We start from the raw sequence: 23,268 nt of genomic DNA, 5'->3' as shown, positions 1-23,268 counted from the left end.
ATGCTCTCGCCCTCAAAATATTAATTTTTGTAAATTTAACGCATTCATATTAAAAAACAGTATAATTGAATACAGAAACTAAAAAAGTTTGAGCGAAGAAAACCCAAGCTCATTTGACTGCCCTTTTTATCTCCATACATATAAGGATCAAAAGATATGAAACTCACTTATCGCGGCGCAAACTACGAGTACGACATTCCGACAGTCGATATGATGGAAGGCGAAGTCGCGGGCAAATATCGGGGTCAAAACTGGAACTATCGCTATCCGAGACACATTCCCGCCCCAAATAAATACGGCGGCAGAAACTATACCACAAAGCGAGATTCTCAAGCTGGCGATCGGGATGTCGCAGCAGCTAGCGCCCCAGCGGCGGTTAAATCTTACCCAACAGGTGTGGAAGTGGCGCAAGTGCACCGGGCGAATATTTGCAATATTCTCGATCGCAGACAGCAAGCGGCCAAGGCCAAGGGCGATGAAAGACTGCTGCGCTTGCTAGAACTTGAGTGGCAGCAGATGGCCTGTTAGAGAACAGCCTGAGAAAACAAAGCGTTTGTCAAGAGGGGGAAATCGAGTTAAGCTCAATTTCCCCCTTTTGATGCTGTTTGTGCGATCGAATTCTCCTTTCCCCACAGCGCACACGGCGATGTATTATTGATTTAGTTGCGCCTTAATTTTCAAACAAAACTCTATAAATTCTTGAAAACTAAGTAAGTGATCTGAATTGGCCTTAATTCTCGCTATCAGTTGGTCAAGGTAATATTTTTCTTGTACTTCCATCGGTTTAGATTTACGGTAATAAAAATTCTTGTTTGACGCCGAACTACGCTCTTTAAAAATTTCTCTAAGATAACCTTCATGAAACAGATCTTTTGTTTTATATCCAAAAATATCCTTTGTATTTTCTTCATCTTGCACAAATTCACTCGCTAAGTCTTCGGGATTACTTTTGCTTACATCAAAATATTCGATGTATTTTTTCAAAAGTGGATTATCTTGTGGATGTCTGACAAAGTAATTTCTATTGCCTAAAAACCAAGTTTCAATACAAACGTTCTGCACAATAATTTCTACTTGGCAATTTTCCGGTAATGTTTTAAAAGGTTTATCTTGTAATTCTAAGTTAATTTCCTTATCAGCTTCCGCTTTTTTCTCTGCAACTGTAAAACTGTCTGCATCTGTAAATAGTACCAAGTAATTATATTTAGGACACTCGTTAATGTCTTGGATAGCATTAGCAGCAACTTTGTAGCAATTAGGAACGCCCATATTACTTTCGTAATAATAGTTATTCTGATTTACAGCATCAAAACTATCCACTTCTGTCAAGTCTGGAAGAAGTACAGATAACCACTTCTTATAAACAATCGGTTCTGTCTTCCCTTCAAATACAAAATAGAAGTTCATACTATGATTGTTTTTCGAGAATTTTGGTTAATTGAATAAATGCGTCTTGTTTAGATTTACCCAAATGATAATCTGAGGCATTACAAATTCTAATAGGTCCGCCCTGTCGAGTCACAATTTTCCAATATTCATACGGAATATTATTGATAATGTAAGGGTGATGGCTTGTAGCAATAAATTGTAAGGTTTTATTTTCGTGAATCAGGTCATCAGTCAAGATGTCAATACAATTTATGCCTAAACTATTTTCAAATTCATCAATCAATATTACCGAACCTTCATTTGCCAGAAACATTTCGGCTATATGAATAATTGTACGCAACATCCCCGAAGACATCCTATTTTCTATAATCCATTTTGGTACAGATTTCTCTTTTATAGAAATACCCGGCTGAAATTTTTCAGCAATTGATTTAGGCAAGATGTAACTTTTAAAAGGCTCAACTTTTAGATTTTCGATTTGTGGAAAAATGTCAATAAATCTTGACTTTATTTTTTCATAAATATCTAACTTGTTTTCATAAGTTAGATATAGTTTAGTTCTAAGATCCTCATCACTATTTACTATACTGTCTAAGGTTTTGTATTTATTTTTGAGCGAGTGCAAAGATTGGTTTGAGTTTATAGGACGCCGACCGTTTATTGTATGATTGATCGCGATATTCTATTTTATTTAGAGCATCAAAGGCTTCTTTGATCGCAGTTTCTTCTTTCAAAATATATATCATTGATTGCTGCGAAGAAAGCTTAGGCATTGAGCTACCTTTATATCTAATTTCTTCCAAATTTCGCTCAATTAAAACCTGATTGTTTGAGGTCAATCTTTCATAAATTAAGGAAGATTTTTCTCGCTCATCTTCTTTTTCTTTTTCATCATCCTCAAAACTTAGTTCATTTTCTTCAACAGTATCAAAACCACCTTCCCAAATAAATTCAGTACCGTTTACCGTAGAAAATATGATTTTCCATTCAAACCCATTTATAGCTGTTCCATTTGCAATAAGTCTTAAATCGAGAATTGCATGCAGGATTTGGGTTTTGCCTGCACCTGATACACCTACTAAAAGGGTTAAGTTTGATGAAAACTTAATTTCATCCAAATCCCAATCCAAAAAATTATTTTTGAGTCTCAGTGAAATAATCTTCATAATTAAAAATGGTTTTTATTGTTCATATAACCCAACGTATTTGCCTTTGGGGAATCGAGTAATTATTGGGATAATTATAAGCTCTACACTTTATTTATAAACCATTAAGAATCCTTGTGTCAATACCGACTTTGGGAGACCCACTCCTGAAAAAGAAACCGGGTTTTTCACGAGTTCAAGGCTCAAATGCAGTAATTTCGTAAAAAACCCGGTTTCTGATTATCACCATCAACCCTTGACACAAACCACCTGCTTCAAAGTCGCCACAATTTCCACCAAATCCGACTGCTGATTCATCACCTCATCAATCGGCTTATAAGCCCCCGGAATTTCATCTAAAAATTGCTCATCTTTCCGGCACTCAACCCCCTCAGTCTGCCGCACAAAATCATCAAGAGTGAATACATTCTTCGCTTGAGTGCGAGACATCAAGCGCCCCGCACCGTGAGCACAAGAACAGTAACTTTCCGCATTACCTTTACCCTTAACAATGAAAGACTTCGCCCCCATCGAGCCCGGAATAATCCCATAATCCTCTACATCCGCGCGCACGGCACCCTTGCGAGTTACATACACATCTTCGCCAAAATGCACCTCTTTTTCCGCGTAATTGTGGTGGCAATTCACCTCTAATAACGGCTTAACAGATTTGCCGCCCGCGACGTGCTTTTCCACAATTCGCTTAAACCGATTCATCATTACATCGCGATTAAAACGAGCATAATCTTGCGCCCACTGCAAATCGTGCCAGTAAGCCGCAAACTCCCGCGTACCCGCCACAAAATAGGCCAAATCTTTGTCAGCCAAACTAATTTCTGCCAGTTTAGCTAAATCTTTAGCAGTCTCGATATGCTGCTGTGCGAGCAAATTTCCAATGCCGCGAGAACCGGAGTGCAGCATCAGCCAAACAAAATTTTCAGTATCAACGCAAACCTCAATAAAATGATTGCCGCCGCCGAGGGAACCCATTTGTTTTAAGGCTTTATTGTTTTGATGCTGCACGCCTTGATGAAGTTCCTTAAATTCACCCCATTTTTGCCAGTTAGTGACAGTTTTTTCTACTTCTTTATTTTCCGCCAATCCCACAGGAATCGCCGCTTCGATATCGAGTCGAATTTGTTTGAGTTTGCCTTCTAATTTGTTGGCGGTGAAAGGCATTTTCACAGCCATCATACCGCAGTTATGGACAAATACTCCGGCAGTTAACGCAAAGTTGCCGTATTCGGGAACTGTTAGGCAATAGACATCTTCCTTTTCAACTAAAGGAATAATATCAACTACTTTGTGGTTGTAGCCGTGCTGATTTTTTCGATGATTGTGAAGTCCGATAGGAGTTTTAATTTGATCTCCACAAGTCTCACAAGGGTATAGCCGATTAGCAATTTCTTTACTCTTTGCTTTAGCCTTTTCACTCTGATTGTAATTAATTAGATACTTTTTTCCTCGTTCGCCATTCCCTGCAACTGACTCTTGGAAGTGTTGGGGATTATTCTCCATATACTTAAGGATATTTTTCATTCCCCGTTCGGCGTAATACCTGTGTCCGTCTGAGGTTTGAGCTTTATCAGCTAGGGCTTGCTTTCTTTTCTGTTCAAATTCCAGGGATTGCCAATAGGTGTTTCTATCAACCAATGAGCGGTGATAGGCAGAGTGGTCATTATGACCCATGAATTCTAAATTTTCTGGTCTATTATCGGCGGGATTAAAGTTTTTGTGATGAATCACAGTTCTCTGATTGGGGAAAGATGGTATGTCTCCTAACAAACCACAACGACCAATCATCCAATGAGCTTTCTGCCATCTACCTGAATAGTTTTGCTGTACTAAGGTATACCCATCCTTATCTAGTTTGGAATAAAAGGGCATCAATGACGTTCCAGTTGTCAAATCCCGCGCTTCTCGGTATTCACCATTCCGCAACATGAATTGATGATCGGGAGTGCATTTGATTTCTTCTCCATTATCCAGTACCACTTTAACCAGTTCGGCATTGTTTCTAGTTAATTTGGCTGTAGCCTTAGCAGCAACAATTCGGCCTGTTTCTGTACAGGAGTAGATAAAAAATTCTTTTTGACTCCTAGCCAGTTCCCCGATCGCATAAGATTTGCCATTAACTAGAGGAATTTGTGTATCATCAGTAAAGCAGCCAATATCCACGCCCACAGCAGCCGGAATAATCGCTTCTTTTGTGGCAATTACTGAACCGACTAAAGCACCTTTGCCTAAATGTACGTCGGGCATTAGTGCGACGTGTTTGAATACAAAAGGCAAAGACGCTACGTTTGCGGTCATCTTGGTTTCTTTTTCGCCTAGGGCGTGATTTGCCCAAGATAATACTGGTTTTGGGGCTGATATGTCTAATTTTTCGTAGGGCATTTTTGTTTAAGTTTGTTTGGCCAGGTTGTTGTGTAGTATTATTGTAACATAAAAAAGTTTTGGATGTCAAACACACCTTATTGACTAATTCTAGCCGTCTCAACTGAACATCAAATGCAGTAGCGGTATTGTTGGTAAATCCGACAGTCCGACAGGGAATGAATTCCCTGTCTCATAGCAAAAGTCCTCTCAAAGAGGACTAAAATCGATCGCACTTTCCCTTGCTTTGTGGAAAAGGCATCCTGCCTGTTCTGGCTCATATTTTCTACAGTCGGTTAAAACTAAAATCTTGCATCATTTTCAATCAGCCTTTTATGGGCGGGCAGGATGCCCACCCCACAAGAAAACTCATTCTTTGTGGAACAGGCATCTTGCCTGTTCTTAAAAATGGTGTAAGATATCAGGATTTTACAAATTCGGAGTCTTTCTCGCCGCCTTCTGCACGGGAATAGCAACTGTCTGCGGTTTCTTCTTCGGTGCCAACATCCCAAAGAAGTCGTGCAGCAAAATATAGAAACAGGGAATAATAAACAGCGTCATCAGCGTCGCCAGCGACAAACCGGAAAACACCACCACACCCAAAGGTTGCAGAAACTCCGAACCCTCTCCAATTCCCAAAGCTAGGGGAAACAAACCCAAAACTGTAGTAATAGTTGTCATCAAAATCGGCCGCAAGCGCTGAGGTGCTGCCCTGAGAATTGCTGTTGTGCGATCGACCTTTTCCTCTTCGAGAATTTGGTTAGCCAACTCGAGCATAATGATGCCGTTATTCACCACAATTCCCACTAGCAAAATTGCACCGATCATCACCGTCGCACCGATCGCAGTTTTGGTCACATAAAGCCCGAATACTCCCGCCGCCAACGCCAGCGGCACTGTCAGCAAAATCACCAGGGGGTCAACCAGGGAATTGTACTGCACCGCCATCGCTACAAACACTAAAAAAGTCGCCAACCCTCCCAAAAGCTTGAGAGAAGTTTGCAATTGCTGATTAGTTTCAGCAGCCGAACTCGGCACAATGCTTACTCCTGGTGGCAACTTCATTTCTGATAAAACTGCATCGACTTGCTGGACAGCATCGCCGAGACTTGCACCCTTATTCAAGTTTCCGACAACTAAGAAAACTTGCCGCTGGTTGAGACGCTGAATTTCTCCCGGTGCTTTGCCGATCGTAATATTTGCCACATCGCTTAAACGGACGATGCTGTTATTGCCGCCAGATAAGGGAATTTGTCCGAGTTGAGCAATAGATTTTACAGAAGTGCGATCGAACTGCACCCGCACATCTACCAAGCGGTTTCCCCGCTGCAATTGAGTCGGAACAGCACCTTCAATTGCTGTCTGAATCGTTTCCCCAATGTCTTGGGCCGTCAGCCCGTACACAGATGCCTTTTCCCAGTCTGGACGAATTTGCACTTCTGACTGCGACGGGTCTGCCTCCGGTCGAAACCGAGCTAATTTTACCTTCTCATCTAATTCTTTTAATATCTGACTACCTGCTTGCTGCAATACTTCTTCAGTTGGCCCCTGAACTATCACATCAATTTCGCCGCCCCGCACTGGGGAATTAGTTAAAACTAAACCCCTAATCGATTCTGGAGCTAGCCGGATGCGAGTTCCTTTAGGAACGTCAAGTTTCTTGAATTCCTCAGTCATTCTTTCCGTAAAAGCGATGGTATTCGTACCTGGTTTGAGCGTAATTGTGCTGCTTCCCCTGAGCAAATTTTCAACTGTACTGTTGCCGAAAAGCAGCCCTCCCGCTGTCGTTAAAGTGTAAGCTGTTTCTGGCTGTGCGAGCAGAAGTTTATCGGCGGCGGCAACCACTTTTTGATTTGTTTCCAAGTTAGTACCCGGAGGAAACGAAGCAAATAATCGGGCTTGACTGGTATTAACTCTAGGCAAAATTTCTTGGGGGATTTGACCTACCATTACCCAAGTGCCGCCGCCTAAAATCACAAAAGCGACTGCAATGATAATTAACCGCAAACCCACGACTTTTGACAGCATTGAACCGTAGGCACGCGTACCGTTTTCAAAGCCGCGGTTAAAATGTTTTATCGGCCCGAACTGATTGATACCGCTGGAATAAGACATTCCCATCAAGCGAGAAGTCAGCATCGGCACTACAGTTAAAGCTACTAGCAGAGACGCTGCTACTGCAAAGCTAATTGTCAAAATTAATTCGTTAAATAGCAGCGAAAAGAAGCCGCCAATCAGCAAAAATGGCAGCACTGATACTAAGTTAGCGGCTGTTGAGGCAACCATTGCTGATTCTACTTCTTCACTCCGCAATACTGACTCTTCTATCGTGCGTTCTTTTCGATCTTTGATTCTGCCTTTTTTCAGATGAGGGTTGCTGTCTAGACCGACTACAATATTTTCTAAAATAACTACGCTGGTGTCGATCGCCTGACCGATTCCTAACGCTAAACCCCCTAAACTAAACAAGTTCAGCGACAAGCCGAACAGCCGCATTAAAATAATGGCTGCTAGAGTACACAGGGGAATAGTCAGAGAGATAATCAGGGTTTGTCTCAGGGAACCTAAAAAGAACAAAACTGCGATCGCGGCGAGGACTGCGCCGGAAATTCCCGAATTGGTCACATCGGCTAAGGAATTGCGGATAAATCGGGATTCGTCTAAGGTCGTAACTACGGTCATGTCTGCCGAAATTAAGCCTGACTCCTGCATTTCTTTGATGCGATTTTTCACTCCGTCAACAACAGTAATGGTGTTGGCGTCCGGCTGTTTCAAGATGCTAATTTTAACGGCTGGTTTTTGATTTAGAAAAACTTTTACTCGCTGTTCTTCTGTACCGTCATTGACTTGAGCAAAATCGCGCAGGTAAACTCGTTTTGGCGGGTTGGAACCAGATACTTGAAAGGAAAGATTGGCGATTTCTGTGGCATTTTGAAAGCGGCCGACTGTGCGCGCCAGCGGTTCGTTAGATTCTTGCCGCAGCCGGCCGCCGGAAGTGTCTAAATTGCGCTCGCGCAAAGCATTAAAAACATCGTTTAGATTAACTCCTAAACTTTGCAGCCGATTCAGGTCAATATTAACTTGAATTTCTTCTTGAACGCCGCCGGAAATGTCAACGGAAGCTACCCCGGGAATCACGTTAATTTCCCTGGCTAATTCTTCATCGGCAAATACCCGCAAATCTACCCCTTGGCGTGAGTCTGAAGTCAGGGCAAATTCGTAAACCGGCTGTTGAGAAGGGTCAAATTTAAACAGATTTGGCGATTCAACTGTATCGGGAAGTCGGTTGCGAATGCGGTTGACGGAGGCTGTAGCGTCATTAAGAGCCTGGTCAATATCGCCGCCCGGTCTAAAGAATAAATCGACGCTGACTTGTCCTTCGCGGGTGCGAGAGAAAACTTGCGTGACTCCTTCTGTTGCTGAAAGTCCTTGTTCGAGGGGGCGGGTAATTTCGTCAACGGCGACTTCTGGGGAGACTCCGGGGGCGTCCAAGCGCACGCTGATGCGGGGATAGGTGATGGAGGGCAGCAAGTCAACGGGCAGTTGGGTTATGTAGAAAATGCCCACGACTATAATGGCAAGTGTCAGCATGAGGGTGCCGATGTGGCGGCGAATCGCGGTCGCGCTAATGCTGAATCCGGGTTTATCGGCGGTCATTAGATTTTAGATTTTAGATTTTAGATTTTAGATTTTAGAATTGAAAAGTTTACCCAGTCAGTCATACCAATTTAATGTGAAGTTGCACATATCTCGATCCCCCTCGCATCCCCCTTAATACGGGGGACGAAAGATCGGAATCTTGTCCCCCCCGGACGCGGGGGGCTAGGGGGGATCGGATTCTACGGGGCCTCATAAAAAATTGGTATCAGACTAATTCTAGTAGGGTGCGTCAGTCTTGAATTTCTCTCGGGGGTGAGAGAATATTTAATGACGCACCTTACGAGGAGTATAATAAATCTTAATAAATTTTCCCAAAAGTTTTTGTGAATATTTCTTTAGAGGTAGTCGATTGCCCTAAACCGCAATTGACATAATGTGCGAGGGGCTTTTGAATCTCTGTAAGTTATCGCAATCAGGAACAGGCAAGATGCCTGTTCCACAAGAAAGTTTATTTGTTGTGGAACAGGCATCTTGCCTGTTCCTAAAGTCTTCTTCCCTTTTCCCTCTTCTTTCTTCCTTCTTCCTTCATTTACTGTACTTGACTGCCGTGGGCGCGGGGGTCGGAGTTACTTGTTTTCACAGGTTCTGTGGGGGGAGTAAAATTAGAAACTTGACCGCCCGCTTGGACGTGTGGCAGAGGTTTTCCTGCAATTAAAGCTTCTAAGTTATCTTCCATAATACTGCGCGGCATTTCGCCCATGGTTTCAGCAACGGCGCTGCCTTTATCGTTCAAATAGACAAAGTGCGGAATGCCGTCTACTCGATATTTTGTGATTTCTGGCAGCCATTTGTCATTGTCTACATTCAGCATTACAAAATTCAGCGGTTCGGCATATTTCTGTTTGATTTCGCTCAGATCGTTAGCCATTGCCTGACAGCTAGTACACCAATTAGCGTAAAATTCTATCAGCGTCGGCTTGCCGTTTGCTAAAGCTGTTTCTAGCGGTGCGGAGGCTTTTGCCATTTCGGTGAGGGTAGTTGTAGGCGTTTGAGTTCGCAGCCCGAAGAAGATGGATATTGAAAGGGCGATCGCTGCTAACACGATCAATAAGTTTCTGAGGCGCGCGGCGACTTTTGTTTCGGGATTTTTGGCGGCGGGGGCGACTGTTGAGTTGGGCGAATTTTGGGTCATAAAATGGATTGCGGTTTTATTTCTAGGTTTTTATTATTAATAATAAATTAAGATTATACCACATTTTGAGATAATCAGACCAATCTCACAAAAATTTTTGAAGAGGCCAGAATTAGACCAAGTGCGCTAAAACATAAGATAACAAAGATTGTTTGTAAATTACCGAGGACTTGCAGGGTGAAAAAACGGGTAACACTGACGTTTCCCCAACGATCGATCCAAATGCCTGTCACCTATCGACTCGCAAAGGATTTTAATGTTGCAGCCAATATTATCCGCGCTCAGGTGGCTCCGAACCAAGTGGGCAAACTGGTGCTAGAGTTATCAGGGGACATCGACCAACTAGAAGCGGCGATCGACTGGATGCGATCGCAAAACATCGGCGTTTCCCTAGCCAGTCGGGAAATACTCATAGACGAAGATATCTGCGTTCACTGCGGTTTGTGTACGGGGGTTTGCCCGACCGAAGCCTTGACCCTTGACCCAGAAAGCTTTAAACTAAGTTTTGCTCGATCGCGGTGTATCGTGTGCGAGCAGTGCATCCCTACCTGTCCCGTGCAAGCTATTTCTACTAACCTCTAGGCCCTGTACAAACTCATCGGGACCGTCATCTTTTTTTCTTGGTTCTCCTAATTTCCCCATCGGATGAAAAAAAAATCTTGGGTTTCCCTAACTCTACTTTTTGTTAGTTATTTCACCTTGGGCTGGAAATTAACTGAGTTTGATGTTCCCCCGCACCAGACTTGGTTTGTAGCCCTAGCTTCAATTTTAGTGTTGGATATCTTTTTGTCGTTCCCGATGAGAAAAACAAAAGCCTTAATTAGGGGGTGGTTTTCGAGTGATATCGGTGCTTTTCTTGCTATTATTGTAGGAGCTTTTGTGGCAGTGGTAGTTTTTGCCTGGCTGCACCTTTTTGCTACTTGTTTACTCTTGATTTCAGCCGGAGTTTTGGCAAGACTCGATATTCAAATATCTGGTTGGAAAAATTGGCTGGCTTTTGTAATATTAACTACCATTTCTTTAGGAGGTGTGGGGTTGGGCGGAGCGATCGAGTTTTGGTTAAAAACAGGCAGGCTCGTATTCTATTAATTGGGAACGGGAAATTCACCCAACCAAATTCTACAACTGGCAACGGATATTTAGCAGAAAACTATCAGATCGGCCATCAATAAATACAGCTCATTTTTTTTCCATCCCCCACCCGGATTAATGCCCCGTTCCGCGCCGCAATCATAGCAGTTGTCAAGCCTGGTGAGGTACAGCTTGTCAATGGTCGATTCCCCGTTGCGCGTTACCAATTCCCAATTACCAATTCCCAATTCTCAATTACCAATTACCGACGAACCTGGAGTGGAACTGAAAACCGCTAGGGCAGTATTGAGGTGTAGCGACTGTTGCTAAAAATGTTATTCCCAAGATCCCGCAAGTCTGGCCGCCAAAAAATCGATCGCAATAAAAAAGCAGCTTTAGAGAGCTGCTCGTCAGAATGCATGAGGTATTGTTTTTAGAATAGGACAGTTTGAATTCGATCGGTGCTGGGTTACATTTTTTGATACGGCAGAGTTGATGAGTGAATGGACGATCGTAAAATCGTCACATAGGAGGATAGCATCGATGCTAAATTTCCCGACAATCAAGTTAGCGTTTAACTGTCCTTGCGCCCTACAGCCCTTCAGCGGTGGGGCCATTTTATTTTTAGGGAGAACTCAATAGCCGACTTTAACGCATCAAACGAGTCTGCCATTAGTTTTTGTATAAAATCTCCGCATCGCCACATCCTCATACTTTTGACACTCCTCGCTCTTTCCTAGGCGAGGATTCTTAATTCAGCGACTGACCTTTTGACATAGTATCCTTTCGGCAATACTTAAACTTTTCAACCGTACTATAGTACCAATTGACGAGCCTAACTTACTCGCGTCCCAGAGGGTCTATCTCCAAAAGCGTACTAGAATACGAATCTAGAGTTTGGGCGTGCCCCGCCCTACTCGATCGATCGAACCAAATTATTTATTTTAGGGTAAGAGAATGCGTTGATTCTCTTGCGGTTTTAAAAGTTTTCGCTGCTCTTTGTCCAATTCTTTACGCCTAAAAGTGTGTCTTACTGTTTCACGAGGGCGTTGCGAGTTTAACCTTGACTTTTGTAGGATAGCACAAAGCCGTCCTTCTAGGACCGGGTTTGTGCCCTCCGCTTCGTCGCTCCGCCCATTTTTCTGATAAAACTTACGCATCGCATCCACTCAAACCCGGTTGATTCCCAAACATGGGGCGGTTAAACGGACACACGAGCGGCAAAAACCACTATTTTTACCGAAGTCATACGATTTTATATTTTAGATTTTAGATTTTGGGAATGACTGAGGAAGCTTGTGGTTTGAACCTTGCGTATGGTTGCATTATTTTTTGGAACTGGTATCAAAAGTCCTGAGAAACCTGTTATTTTCTCAGAAACCCGGTTTCTGAATGTATCAATTGAGATCGGGCGCGGTTTCTGGTTTGATAACTTTTTTGATTTCCTCGATCGCCCTAGCCGCAACTTCTTCAGGCTTTTCGTCTCCACGAACGCAAACTCGGACATCTGCTTGAGTGTAGAAACGCTCTCGCTCGTTCAAAAGGCTTTGCAGCTTAGATTTGAGATCCCCCTCCCGCAGTAGGGGTCGAGCGGTATCCGAACCCAGTCTAGCGTACAGTTGATCTACAGGCACATCCAGCCAAACCACTACACCGTAGTGCAAGTAACCCCAATTCATCGATTGGGTCACAATGCCGCCGCCCGTAGCCACGACCGAATTTTTATAAGCAGACAACTCACCGAGCACTTTAGTTTCTAGTTCCCGAAAAGCCTCTTCCCCTTCTCCATCGAAAATCTCAGCAATTGACTGATTAGCAACTCGAACAATTAGTTCATCAGTATCAAAAAAACGGTATTTTAATGTTTTTGCCAAAATGCGCCCCACCGTTGTTTTTCCCGCACCCATCATCCCGACGAGATAGATATTCACACCCCTCAACAAATCCACTGCCAAACCCTCCCATATTTTTCTATTTTTTTAGGTTAATCGATCCGCCACTGGGGCGATCGTCCTCCTCAAACTCATCATCCTCATCCAATCCCCAATCATCCTCTGTTTCTGCACTAGGAGTTTTCGGTGCTGGATCGGCGGGTTGAGGTATCGCCTCTTGCGGGGGAACGATCACCCGATAGTCTGCATCGTATACAGACTCAGTTTGCCCCACCCCAGACTGGTTTGGATCTCGATAGCCGTAAGAGTATACCGAGCCAGCCCAAGACTGGCTTTTCGGTTCCTGTTTAGCTTCGTAATCCCTCGGATCTGCCCCTGCAACCTCATTTACCCCAGGCCCGGCGGAAAAATCGCGATCGTCCGCCCAATCATCATCGCCGCCAAAAGAGCCGGATTTTGAGCCATCAGAAACCCAATCGTCCTCATCGTCTGCGACTCGATCGGTCCCCGGTTGAGCGTAATCGTTCGCCCCATCCGGGTTCGGAGTTTCTTGGTAGAAAGTCCGGGCACTGTAACCCGCCGACGTGCCGTACTCAGTTCGGTAGGAACCAGCAGCCTGAGTTTGACTATTTTCCCTATTCAGATCCGGGTCAATTTCCTGTTTTCTAGGAGGGGGAGGAGGCGTGTAAGGCGTTCTGCTGTCATCTGGGAAAGTATCGGGACGGCTGCGACTGGATCGGCCGGTGCGGTCTCGCGTTGCAGATAGATAATTTGAAAAAGCCAGCAAACCTGAAATCAATAAAGATGTGAGAGCTCCCACCGCCATGCTCAGCAAAATCCAGATAGATAAGGGCACAGCAGGCGATCGAACACCCAAAAACACCAGCGATAAAGCCGGCTCCACATTTTGCAGGGCAAAAATAGTTAGCCCTACCACAATCACTAGCAAAAAAACAGGACGCATATCAAAATTTAATTTGTAATTTGTAAATCACTAATAACTAATAACTAATGACTAATGACTAATGACTAATTATTACTCCTCTTCCTTCCAGCGTTTGAGAGGAACGCAATCAACCCCCAACTGGTCTAAAACGCGAGCCACCACAAAGTCTACCAAATCTTCAATAGTTTGCGGATTGTGATACCAAGCGGGAATCGCTGGCACAATTCTAGCTCCAGCTTCTGCCAAAGTAGTCAAATTCCGCAAGTGAATCAAGCTAAAAGGCGTTTCCCGAGGCACAAGTACCAATTTTCTCCCTTCCTTGAGTTGAACGTCAGCCGCTCTTTCGAGCAAATCCGAGCTCAAGCCAGCCGCCAACTTGCCTAGTGTACTCATGCTACAAGGAATAATCATCATCCCTTGGGTGCGAAACGAGCCACTAGCAATATTAGCACCGACATCTTGCCACGGATGACACCGGAGTTTACCTGCTGTGGGTACTCCTGCTTGTTCCCGCCAGAATTCCTCTTGCAGAGTCGGTTCTGCAGGCATTCGGATGTTCTGTTCGCTTTGCCAAACCATGTAAGTAGACTTAGAAGCGACCAGTTCAATAGCTCGATCGGCCTCCAAGAGAAACTTCAGAGTTCGCACCGCATAAATCAGTCCCGATGCACCGGTAACTCCTACAATTAGAGGTTGGGCGGGGACTGAAACAGAATTAGTCATGAGCAAATTATCCTAAAATAAGCTCACTAATTATACCGCGATCGAATTACACCAACATTGCCGACTCGATATTACTCCCTTCCCGGTAGAAGACTATATACTTCTTCCTTCTTCCTTCTTCCTTCGTGTCCTTCGCGCCTTCGCGGTTCAATAATACTAATTCTTCCGACCCGAAACGAGTAAAATTACCAATATCCCCTTAATCTGAATATTTTTTTGCTTTATCTTATCTAGAATTATCCCTAATTCATTGTGATTTAATATACTCGCAACTGGAAACCTAGATATTAATTCTCAATTTCTATTCTTTGATACTCAGGATTTTTTTTCTGCGTCAAGAGCGCCTCTGTGGTTCGTTTTCTTATTTCTTACACTTACAGCAAATTGCAATCAGGAGCAATTATAGTGATGGATAACTTACCTGTTCATCATGCTAAGACTGTCGAAACTTTGATTAAATCTTTTGGGGTAAACGTGAAATTTTTACCACCTTACTCCCTGGATTTATCACCAATTGAATTGTCAGGAGTCAAAAATCAAAGGAATTATGCGTTCTGAAGCTGCCCGAAGTTCAGAGACTCTTGATGCCGCGCTCACCAAAGCAATCAATGGGATTACAGATGAAAATGGTCTCAACTGGTTTAATCATGGTGGTCTATTTTTAGAACCAATTAGATAATTTATTTTGTGGTACATCTGATTGCAATTTGCTGTAATTCGACTTGTTTACGATCCTTGCCCTGTAAAGCTTGTAGTATCGTTCCAAAAACTGTCCGGAGTATTCGCCCAGAAGGTAATGTCATTGCTGACAATGCGTAACGCCTAAATCTGACACTTGCGTTTAACCAAAGCGTCCACTAATGTACTCTTCGGCTTCTTTGGTTTGGGGAGAACCGAAAATTTGTTCAGTGGGACCAAACTCCACCAATTTGCCGCGTCGTTTGCCTTGATCGTCCGTTTCTGTATTGAAAAAAGCCGTCGCATCTGCGATTCTTGAGGCTTGCTGCATATTGTGAGTCACTGTAATAATTGTGTATCGTTCCTTCAGTTCTAAGCACAGTTCTTCAACTTGTCGAGTAGAAATGGGGTCGAGAGCAGAGCAAGGTTCATCCATCAATAAAACATCGGGCTTCATAGCGATCGCGCGGGCAATACAAAGCCGTTGTTGTTGTCCCCCAGATAACGCCGTTCCTTTATCTTTCAGCTTATCCTTGACCTCATTCCAGAGAGCTGCTTGTCTGAGGGAAGATTCCACTAATTCATCCAGATTTCCTTGATATCCGTTGGTTTTGGGGGCATAGGCAATATTTTCATAAATGCTCTTGGGAAACGGATTCGGTCTTTGAAACACCATTCCCACCTGTCGCCGCAATTTGACGGGATTCACTTGCGCATCGTAAATATTACGGCTGCGGTAAATGAGTTTCCCTTCCACCTTGGCAGCAGGGATTAAATCATTCATGCGATTGAAGCAACGCAATAAGGTACTTTTGCCACAGCCTGAAGGGCCGATAAAGGCCACAATTTTTTGACGGGGAATTTTGATATGGACATCGACAAGGGCTAAAAAGCCACTGTAATAAACCTTTATGCCTTCTGCCTCAAACACGCTATCATCCGTGTTGAGGTGGGTCTTACTGTTAGTCATCTGAAATGGTCTCCTTAATCTTGACAACTCAAGTTAATTAATGGGTGGAATAGCGTTGACGCAAATAGATAGCGACGGCATTGAGCGCCAAAATCAAGATAATCAGCACAATAATCGTCGCTGCAGCTGCATTGGCAAACCCCGGTTCAGGACGAGTAATATAGCTGAAAATTTGAATCGGTAACGCCATAAATCGTTGGAACAAACCCGGATTAAACGTGAGAAAACTGACAGCACCCACGACCACCAAAGAGGCGGCATCCCCAATGGCCCGGGAGACAGAAATAATCACCCCCGTGAGAATTCCCGGAATGGCATAGGGTAAGACATGGTGTTGAATGGTTTGCCATTTGGTAGTTCCCAGTCCATAGGAAGCATTTCTCAGGGAATCGGGAACGGCGCGGATGGCCTCCCTCGCCGTGACGATAATCACAGGTAAAGACAATAGGGCAAGGGTTAATGCCCCCGAAATCAAGGTAGGCCCAAACCCTAGTAAATAGTTAAAGACCCCTAAACCAAGTAAGCCATAGACAATAGAAGGAATCCCCGCTAAATTCCCGATATTTATCTCAATCACGGCAGTCCACCACTTTTTAGGGGCGTATTCCTCTAGGTACAAAGCAGCCCCTACCCCAATGGGAACCGCCACCAGAAGGACGATCAGTCCCAGAAAGAAACTCCCAATAATGGCTGGACGGATACCTCCGCGTTCGGCAAAACGGGAAGGCGTTTCCGTGAGCAAGCCCGGTGTTAGCAATCTGCCAAGTCCATCATGAAGGATGTTAAGAACCAGTAAGGCGAGGACAAATAAACCGATGAGCAACCCAATTAAGAATAGATACTCAAAGACTTTACCGATCGCTTCTCGGCGTTCTAGGTTATCGGTAAATTCAGCAGTGTTGACGGAATTGTTTGTTGGAGTTGATTTAACCATAGCAATCAGTCGTATTTTTCCTTAAAGCGACTAGAAATCCAGAAGCTGGCCATATTGAGAGCCAATGTAATCACGAACAGAACTGCTCCCACCGCATACAAAGTCTTAAAACTGAGGCTACCCCTGGGACTATCTCCCCCCGAAATCTCCGCCATAAAAGCGGTCAGGGTGGCGACAGATTCCATGAAATTCCAAGTGAGGCGAGGCTGCGATCCTGCCGCAATCAGAACGGTCATGGTTTCTCCCACTGCGCGGGAAACGCCTAAAATAATCGAAGCCATAATCCCAGACAAGGCTGACGGCAGCACCACTTTAAAAATGGTTTCTAGTTTGGTAATGCCCAAGGCATAGGAACCTTCCCGCAGAGAACGGGGAACGGATTGAATGGCATCTAAGCTGATGGAACCGACGGTGGGGGTGATCATAATGCCCATCATTAACCCAGCGCTGAGGGCATTAAAAATCTCTAAGGGGAAAAGATGCCGCAGAACCGGAGTCACAAAGAGCAAAGCAAAGTAGCCATAAACTACTGTGGGAATTCCCCCCAATAACTCCACAGCAGGGCGTAACACGGCTGCCACTTTCGGTTGGGCATATTCACTCAGGTAAATGGCTGAAGACAACCCCAAGGGAACCGCCACAGCCATAGCGATCGCAGAGGTTAAAAACGTTCCGTTCAGCAGCGGCCAGATGCCAAAATGGGCTTCGGCAAACAGAGGAGTCCATCGGGTATCCAGAAAAAACTGGGCTAAAGAAACTTCTTGGAAAAAACCCAAAGTCTCTTGGAAAATAATCCAGACAATACCAATGGTTGTGGCAACGGACACGAAGGCACAGGCAAATAAAACCGCACCAATAATCTTTTCTGGGACATCTTCCGAAGCCTTCTTAAGCAAGAGGTCATCCGCAGCGAAAAGGGAGTCATCAAAGGAACTAGGAGTTAGGGTCATGGGCTTGAGATTTGCTCCTTAAATAAAGTTAGTAATGGGTTCACCCGGTTTGGCTTTTTTGAATTTCGTTCCGGTTTCACGCCGCTCAAATTTTTGCTTAGTTTTCACATAAGCTTCATCGGGTAACGCCACATAGCCCACACCATCTACCCATTTCCAAGAATTTTCTAGATAGAATTTCACGAATCTTTCCAGGGAAGGATTGGTTGTCAGGGCGTTTTTATTGACGTAGATAAAGAGGGGGCGAGAGAGGGGGCTATAGATATTTCTCAGAACGTTATCAAGGGGAACTGGTTTAACACATTCTCCATTCGCATTTTCAATCGCCACCCCGTTCAATTTGTCTTGGTTTTGGAGCAAGAAGGCAATTCCCAGATACGCCAGTCCCGATTTATTGCCAATCACCCCTTGCACGAGGGTATTTTGGTTGCGACTGGGGGTAAAGTCGGTACGGCTATTTTTCCTTTTACCCGTTACGGCTTGGGTGAAATAATCAAAGGTTCCTGTATCGGAAGGAGGGGCAAACAGCAACAGTTTTTCGTCGGGAAAGTCGGGATTGATTTGCTTCCAACTGGTAATCTTGCCTTCAGATTTGGCATTCCACATTATGTCTAATTCTTTAATCGTTAGACATTTGGCAAAGTTATTTTCCTTATTAACCACTACCGCAAGACCATCAAGAGCCATCGGCAGTTCAATAAATTCGATTCCTTTGTCGGCACATTTTTTGATTTCTTCCTCTCTAATGGTGCGAGAAGCCCCCGCAATCTCAAGGTTTCCAGCACAAAACTTGCTAAACCCTCCCCCTGTGCCACTGGCAGCGACGCTGACTTGGGCATTGGGATAAATTTTTTGGTATTCTTCGGCGACGGCGAGGGAAACGCTAAAGCCCACAGCACCACCATCAATGCTGATTTGCTGTTCCTTATCTCCTGAATTGCCACAACTCGTCATCAGGTTGCCCATGACGATGAGAGGGATTAGGTAAAACCAACGAGAAAATTTCATAGCATTTGGGTGTAAGTTTGGAAAAAAGAAAGTGAATTAGGCGTTTAGGTTCAGAACTTTCCCTTAATTTGGTCAAAGATGGCACCGTTTGCAAAAAACTTCTCTTTTATCAAGGGCCACCCTCCTAAATCTTGAGCATTGAACAAAGTTTTAATTGGGGGAAATTGCACCTCTGCGCCTTGAGCGATAAAGGGATTGACCGAACGGTAGCCTAATTTTGTGAATTCTTGCTGAGCTTCGTCTGAATAGAGAAAATCGACAAAGGCTGCTGCTACTTCCCTCGTTCCATGCTTATCCACGTTTTTATCAACTATCGCTACGGGATTATCGATAGAGATATTGAGGGGAGGAACAAAGTAACTGGTTTTGGGTCGGTTCGTTGCAGTTCCAGCTAAAATCACTTCATTTTCATAGGTGATTAAGGCATCTCCTTGCCCTTGTTGGAAGAATAAGTCGCTGGCTTCCCGGGCATCTTTTGTTAGGGTGGGAATTTTTTTATAAATTTTGCCCACAAAATCAAGGGCTTGTTGAGGTTCGCCTCCTTCTTGGGTTACTGACCCCCACAGACCTAAAAATTCCCAAACGCCAATACCCGATGTTTGAGGATTTGCTGCAATCACGTTTACATCTTCGTTGGCTAAATCTGCCCAAGTTTGAATATTTTTGGGGTTGCCTTCTCGGGTGACAATTGCCGCCACAGAATGACTAACTACTGCCCGTCTAGGAACTCTGTCCTCCCAGCCAAAATTAATCAAACCAGCTTCTTCGATGCGAAGCACATCCAATGGGAGGGCAAGATGCACTACATCGGCTTCTTGTTTGCCGGCAATGATATCGTCGGTTTGCGCTACAGACCCGCCATAACTGCGTTCAAAAATGACGTTTTGGTTGTGCTCTTTCTTCCACTTTTCAATAAATTTAGGGACGATTTGGTCGTGGGCCGCTTTCGTCACTGAGAAGGAAACTAGGTTGAGCTTGACCTCGCCTTGATTGGCCCCACTTGCAGAGCAAGCAGCAATTGACGCAGGTAGAATTACACCTAGTAAAAACAAGACGATGTACGCTTTTCCTGAGCGTCCTAGATGCTGGGCTTGTTTGAGAAATTGCCCTGAAAATCGCACCAATTGGGAACTGGCTGCGATCGCAAATTTTAGAGACTGAACTATCGAAGTCACTGAATTTTGCCAAACTTGTGGTTGATTCACCGATACTTTTTTTTAACTACGGTATTTTTATCAGGTTTTCGTAGTTACTCTGAGGAGTATAGAATCATCAAATTAGAGTTTTCAGTTTTCTTAATGTTTTCTTAATAATTTTTCTTAACCTAGCGCTACCATGACAAAGAGTCCAAACTCAGACCCGCCCGCCGCGGTCGCTAAACAGTTAGAACTGACTAACTTTATGTTCTTCCCCGGCAAGCCCTGCCATAAATACAGTTGCCAAAGTAGTGATTGCTTCCCGCATAAATACTGCTGTTTGACCTTTAATAATTTATATCATGTCCGGTCACACAACCATCACAGTCCTGGACGGACTCGACCAAAGAAACCGGGCTTTTCACCGAATCAGCAGGCTGCACCGCAGTATTTTAGTCCATCAAACCCGGTTTCTAGACTCTCAGGCGTAAGTCATACATCATAAAGTTTGTAGTGAGGACGAAGAGTCCTCAGAGCGAAACTCTTGGCTAATAAAGACTCTTCGTCCTTACTACAAACCACTTTTATGATGGTAATTGACCAGACATGATTTAACAACCGTCAACTGTCAACTGTCAACAGTCAACTGACCACTTTTATGATGGGTAATTGACCAGACATGATTTCACAACCGTCAACTGTCAACTGTCAACAGTCAACTGATTATTCATCATCATCAAAAGCTTGGCTGCCACCACCAACTGCAACTAAATCAATTTGCTGGCGGTAGTAGTCAACACTCTTGACTTGAACTTCTACCCGATCGCCCAAACGGTACTGATTGCGGTTTTTGCGGCCCACCAGAGTTTGCTGGCGCGATCGATATTCGTACCAGTCATCCTTGAGCGAAGAAACGTGCACCAATCCCTCCACACGCAAGATGTCGCTCTCGGGTGGCCGCACCTCAATTTCCACAAAGAAACCGTAAGATTGCACGCCTGTAATCAAACCCTGAAAAGTTTGGCCGGTGCGTTCTTTCATCAATCCGGTTTTCTTCAATCCCTGCAAATCGCTTTCAGCGTCTTCAGCAACTCTTTCGCGTTCGGTTAGGTGTACTACTACCGATGCAAACTCGGTCTCAAATTCGTGGTGCAAATCTGGCGGGAGAACATTCCAAGTAATTTGACCGTGACAGGAGGAATGGTGCAAGTCAACTTTTTCCTTAGCCCGTGTTGTGCGGCTGCTGCGGCCTTGCTCGAACACCGCTTGCAACACCCGCAGCACCAGCAAATCGGCGTAGCGGGAAAGCGGCGAAGTGCAGCGCGTGTAACCCTCTGACAGCGCCAAACCGAAGTGCGGCTTGGGAGTTGTGCTGTAAACAGCGGGCTTCATGGTGTCCTCTAGCAGATAGGTGAGAACTCTTTCGGACTTGAGCCCGGCAAACTGCTGGGTAAATCGCTGAAAGTCAAAGGGCAGAACTTCTTCTTCGGTTTCGAGATACAGTTCGCCTCCGAGGTTGTTCGAGAGTTTGATGAACTCTTGAATGTCTGCCGGGTCTGGCATCGGCTGGACGCGGTAGATTGCTGGGACTCCCAAGGCTTGCACGTGAGTGCCGACAGCTTGGTTGGCGAGTACAACCAACTCGGAGACAGCCGACTGGGCGGGGGGAGCGACTGCAAAAGCTCCTAATTCGCCTTCGTCGTCGAAGTGAGAATTAGCGTCGGGCAAATTTAGTTCAAAAGCTCCCCGCTTGAGCCTTGCCTGTCTGGCAGCCTGTGAGGCGGCTCCTATTTGATCGAGGAAAGGACGGAGGGCGGAGGATAAAGGGTGCTGTTCGGCATCGCCTGGTTCGAGAATTGCTTGAGCTTGCTCGTAGGTGAGGTGGTAGTCAATTTGAATGACGCTGGTTTGAATGGAGTATTCTAGGAGTTCTCCTGATTCGTCTAGGGTCAGCAGTATGCTGAAGGCCAGCCGTTCGGTATCTGGCAGCAGAGAGCAGCGCTCGTTGAGGATTTCTGGCAGTACGGCGATGATTTTTTCTCCCAGATGGGCTGCGGTGCCTCGCTTGCGGGCTTCGCGGTCGATCGGGGTTTCTGGCTGCACGTACTCGGCGGCGTCGCTGATGTGGATTCCTACTTGCCAGCCGCCGGACTTGAGGGTTTCGATCGACAAAGCGCGTTCCACTGGCGGATCCGACAGGAATGATGTCGGGTCAAACTCGTTTTCGGCTGCTCCCTCGGAGAGATTTTCCGACTGGGCTTGGGGGGCATCGTTTTCGCTGTTGGTTGTTGCCGGTTCGTTTTTGCTGAAGGTAACAGTCAGGATGTTACGCAAGTCTAGCCGTTTTTTGATGTCGGTTTTTTTGACTTTGCTGGGCAAATTTTCGGCTGCTTTGATGACGGCGGCGGGGAAGGATCGCGGCAAGTCGTGTTTGCAGCATACGATGTCGAGGTCGTCAGCGGCTTCGGCGTCGGAACCTAGTACCTGTACTACTTTACCGACTGGTCGATGGGTGCCGAGGGGGTAGCGTTTGACTTCGACGTGTACTAGGTGGTCGATCGCCTCTTGGAGATTTGTGCCGTTTGCGAGCAAGTCTAGTTCAAACAGCAGGCGATCGTCCAGGGGAATTGCTCTGTAGCTGAGGCGGCCGGTGGGAGTGGAGGTTTGCTTGACTCGCGCCAGTACCGAGGGGTTGGCGCGTTCGAGGATGAGCATGACTTCGCCTTCGGGCGATCGGCGGCGGCTACCTTCTTTGATGATTTTGACTAAGACTCGATCGCCATTCCAAGCTGTCGAGAGGTGACTTTCCCGCACGTAAACATCTTCTGAGCCTTCGGCGTCTTGAATTGCAAAGCAAAATCCTTTGCTCGAACAGCGCAGTTTTGCTTCTACTACGTCGTCTTCAGCTACTCGGCGATAGCGGCCTTTGTCTTTGACTAATATGCCAATTTTCTCTAGAGCTTCTAATGCGATTTGAAGTTTGAGTTGACTGGTGGCGTCGTTGCAGTCGAGTTTTTTCTCCAATGCTTTAGGGGCCACTAATTTGTCTTCTGTAAAATTTGCCAGCAGTGCAGCGATAGAAAATTCCATGTAGCGATCGATCCTCTTGTTTCCAGCAATTAGTCTTATTTTTTTGGCGAAATCAGCCGCACCCCCTCGGGCCCTCGCTGTGCCTGCTTCCCAACAAATGCGCGGGTTAATAGGTGGAGACGCGAGCACAGCCACCTTGTTCGATCGCGAGGATTTTTTGAGATTCTC

At 45.1% G+C, this 23,268-nt stretch carries 19 protein-coding genes and 1 pseudogene; 4 read left to right on the top strand and 16 right to left on the bottom strand.

Features of this window, described 5'->3' with window-relative positions:
• Positions 1-156 precede the first annotated feature (156 nt).
• Positions 157-528: a DUF4278 domain-containing protein gene (locus tag QUB61_RS13745; protein WP_333129212.1), complete on the top strand. Its 372-nt coding sequence runs from the start codon at positions 157-159 to the stop codon at positions 526-528.
• Positions 529-651: 123 nt separating this feature from the next.
• On the opposite strand, the gene QUB61_RS13740 is transcribed toward QUB61_RS13745, so the two are convergent.
• The 7 genes from QUB61_RS13740 to QUB61_RS13710 form a co-directional block, all read right to left on the bottom strand.
• The gene (locus QUB61_RS13740) at positions 652-1,407 is read right to left on the bottom strand and encodes a hypothetical protein (protein WP_333129210.1); all 756 of its coding nucleotides are present in this window, start codon (positions 1,405-1,407) and stop codon (positions 652-654) included.
• Between the two features lies 1 nt (position 1,408).
• On the bottom strand, positions 1,409-2,014 hold the full coding sequence (locus tag QUB61_RS13735; protein WP_333129208.1) for an AAA family ATPase: 606 nt from the start codon (positions 2,012-2,014) through the stop codon (positions 1,409-1,411).
• Complete coding sequence (locus QUB61_RS13730; protein WP_333129206.1) at positions 1,995-2,555, bottom strand: hypothetical protein; 561 nt, start codon at positions 2,553-2,555, stop codon at positions 1,995-1,997. The genes QUB61_RS13735 and QUB61_RS13730 overlap by 20 nt, the downstream gene beginning before the upstream one ends.
• A gap of 228 nt (positions 2,556-2,783) precedes the next feature.
• On the bottom strand, positions 2,784-4,931 hold the full coding sequence (locus QUB61_RS13725) for an RtcB family protein (RefSeq protein ID WP_333129204.1): 2,148 nt from the start codon (positions 4,929-4,931) through the stop codon (positions 2,784-2,786).
• Positions 4,932-5,041: 110 nt separating this feature from the next.
• Positions 5,042-5,191 carry a hypothetical protein gene (locus QUB61_RS13720; protein WP_333129202.1) on the bottom strand — a complete coding sequence of 50 codons (150 nt, stop codon included), beginning with the start codon at positions 5,189-5,191 and terminating at the stop codon, positions 5,042-5,044.
• 148 nt (positions 5,192-5,339) lie between these two features.
• Positions 5,340-8,567: an efflux RND transporter permease subunit gene (locus QUB61_RS13715; protein WP_333129200.1), complete on the bottom strand. Its 3,228-nt coding sequence runs from the start codon at positions 8,565-8,567 to the stop codon at positions 5,340-5,342.
• 532 nt (positions 8,568-9,099) lie between these two features.
• A complete protein-coding gene (locus QUB61_RS13710) occupies positions 9,100-9,702 on the bottom strand; it encodes a thioredoxin family protein (RefSeq protein ID WP_333129198.1) in 603 nt (200 codons plus the stop codon).
• A gap of 177 nt (positions 9,703-9,879) precedes the next feature.
• On the opposite strand from QUB61_RS13710, the gene QUB61_RS13705 reads away from it, so the two are divergent.
• Positions 9,880-10,284: an NIL domain-containing protein gene (locus tag QUB61_RS13705; RefSeq protein ID WP_006635751.1), complete on the top strand. Its 405-nt coding sequence runs from the start codon at positions 9,880-9,882 to the stop codon at positions 10,282-10,284.
• Between the two features lie 63 nt (positions 10,285-10,347).
• Positions 10,348-10,791 (top strand): hypothetical protein, encoded by a 444-nt coding sequence (locus QUB61_RS13700; RefSeq protein WP_333129196.1) that lies wholly within the window; start codon positions 10,348-10,350, stop codon positions 10,789-10,791.
• 1,379 nt (positions 10,792-12,170) lie between these two features.
• On the opposite strand, the gene QUB61_RS13695 is transcribed toward QUB61_RS13700, so the two are convergent.
• The 3 genes from QUB61_RS13695 to QUB61_RS13685 form a co-directional block, all read right to left on the bottom strand.
• Positions 12,171-12,722, bottom strand: a complete 552-nt coding sequence (locus QUB61_RS13695; RefSeq protein ID WP_333129192.1) for a shikimate kinase — start codon at positions 12,720-12,722, stop codon at positions 12,171-12,173.
• Positions 12,723-12,744: 22 nt separating this feature from the next.
• Positions 12,745-13,629, bottom strand: a complete 885-nt coding sequence (locus tag QUB61_RS13690; protein WP_333129189.1) for a LapA family protein — start codon at positions 13,627-13,629, stop codon at positions 12,745-12,747.
• A gap of 72 nt (positions 13,630-13,701) precedes the next feature.
• Positions 13,702-14,334, bottom strand: a complete 633-nt coding sequence (locus QUB61_RS13685) for a flavin prenyltransferase UbiX (protein WP_333129187.1) — start codon at positions 14,332-14,334, stop codon at positions 13,702-13,704.
• Positions 14,335-14,679: 345 nt separating this feature from the next.
• Between QUB61_RS13685 and QUB61_RS39895 the strand changes: the two are divergent.
• A pseudogene (locus QUB61_RS39895) lies at positions 14,680-14,892 on the top strand (transposase); the annotation flags it as partial.
• 283 nt (positions 14,893-15,175) lie between these two features.
• Here QUB61_RS39895 and pstB read toward each other — a convergent pair.
• From pstB to QUB61_RS13655, 6 genes are all read right to left on the bottom strand, one after another.
• Positions 15,176-15,982 (bottom strand): phosphate ABC transporter ATP-binding protein PstB, encoded by an 807-nt coding sequence (pstB, locus tag QUB61_RS13680; RefSeq protein ID WP_333129185.1) that lies wholly within the window; start codon positions 15,980-15,982, stop codon positions 15,176-15,178.
• Between the two features lie 37 nt (positions 15,983-16,019).
• Positions 16,020-16,916, bottom strand: coding sequence for a phosphate ABC transporter permease PstA (pstA, locus tag QUB61_RS13675; RefSeq protein ID WP_333129184.1), 897 nt, complete (start codon positions 16,914-16,916; stop codon positions 16,020-16,022).
• A gap of 5 nt (positions 16,917-16,921) precedes the next feature.
• A complete protein-coding gene (gene pstC, locus QUB61_RS13670; protein ID WP_333129182.1) occupies positions 16,922-17,866 on the bottom strand; it encodes a phosphate ABC transporter permease subunit PstC in 945 nt (314 codons plus the stop codon).
• A gap of 18 nt (positions 17,867-17,884) precedes the next feature.
• Positions 17,885-18,874 carry a PstS family phosphate ABC transporter substrate-binding protein gene (locus tag QUB61_RS13665; protein ID WP_333129180.1) on the bottom strand — a complete coding sequence of 330 codons (990 nt, stop codon included), beginning with the start codon at positions 18,872-18,874 and terminating at the stop codon, positions 17,885-17,887.
• A gap of 50 nt (positions 18,875-18,924) precedes the next feature.
• Entirely contained in the window at positions 18,925-20,079 is a 1,155-nt protein-coding gene (locus tag QUB61_RS13660; protein WP_333129177.1) for a sulfate ABC transporter substrate-binding protein, read from the bottom strand.
• 654 nt (positions 20,080-20,733) lie between these two features.
• The gene (locus tag QUB61_RS13655; protein ID WP_333129246.1) at positions 20,734-23,100 is read right to left on the bottom strand and encodes a ribonuclease R family protein; all 2,367 of its coding nucleotides are present in this window, start codon (positions 23,098-23,100) and stop codon (positions 20,734-20,736) included.
• Between the last annotated feature and the right edge of the window lie 168 nt (positions 23,101-23,268).

It is taken from the genome of Microcoleus sp. C2D2 (genome assembly GCF_036702495.1).
In the GTDB taxonomy this organism is placed as follows: Bacteria; Cyanobacteriota; Cyanobacteriia; order Cyanobacteriales; family Microcoleaceae; genus Microcoleus.
The sequence above is the reverse complement of the archived record's forward strand: the minus strand, read 5'-3'. Positions and strand labels throughout refer to the sequence as shown.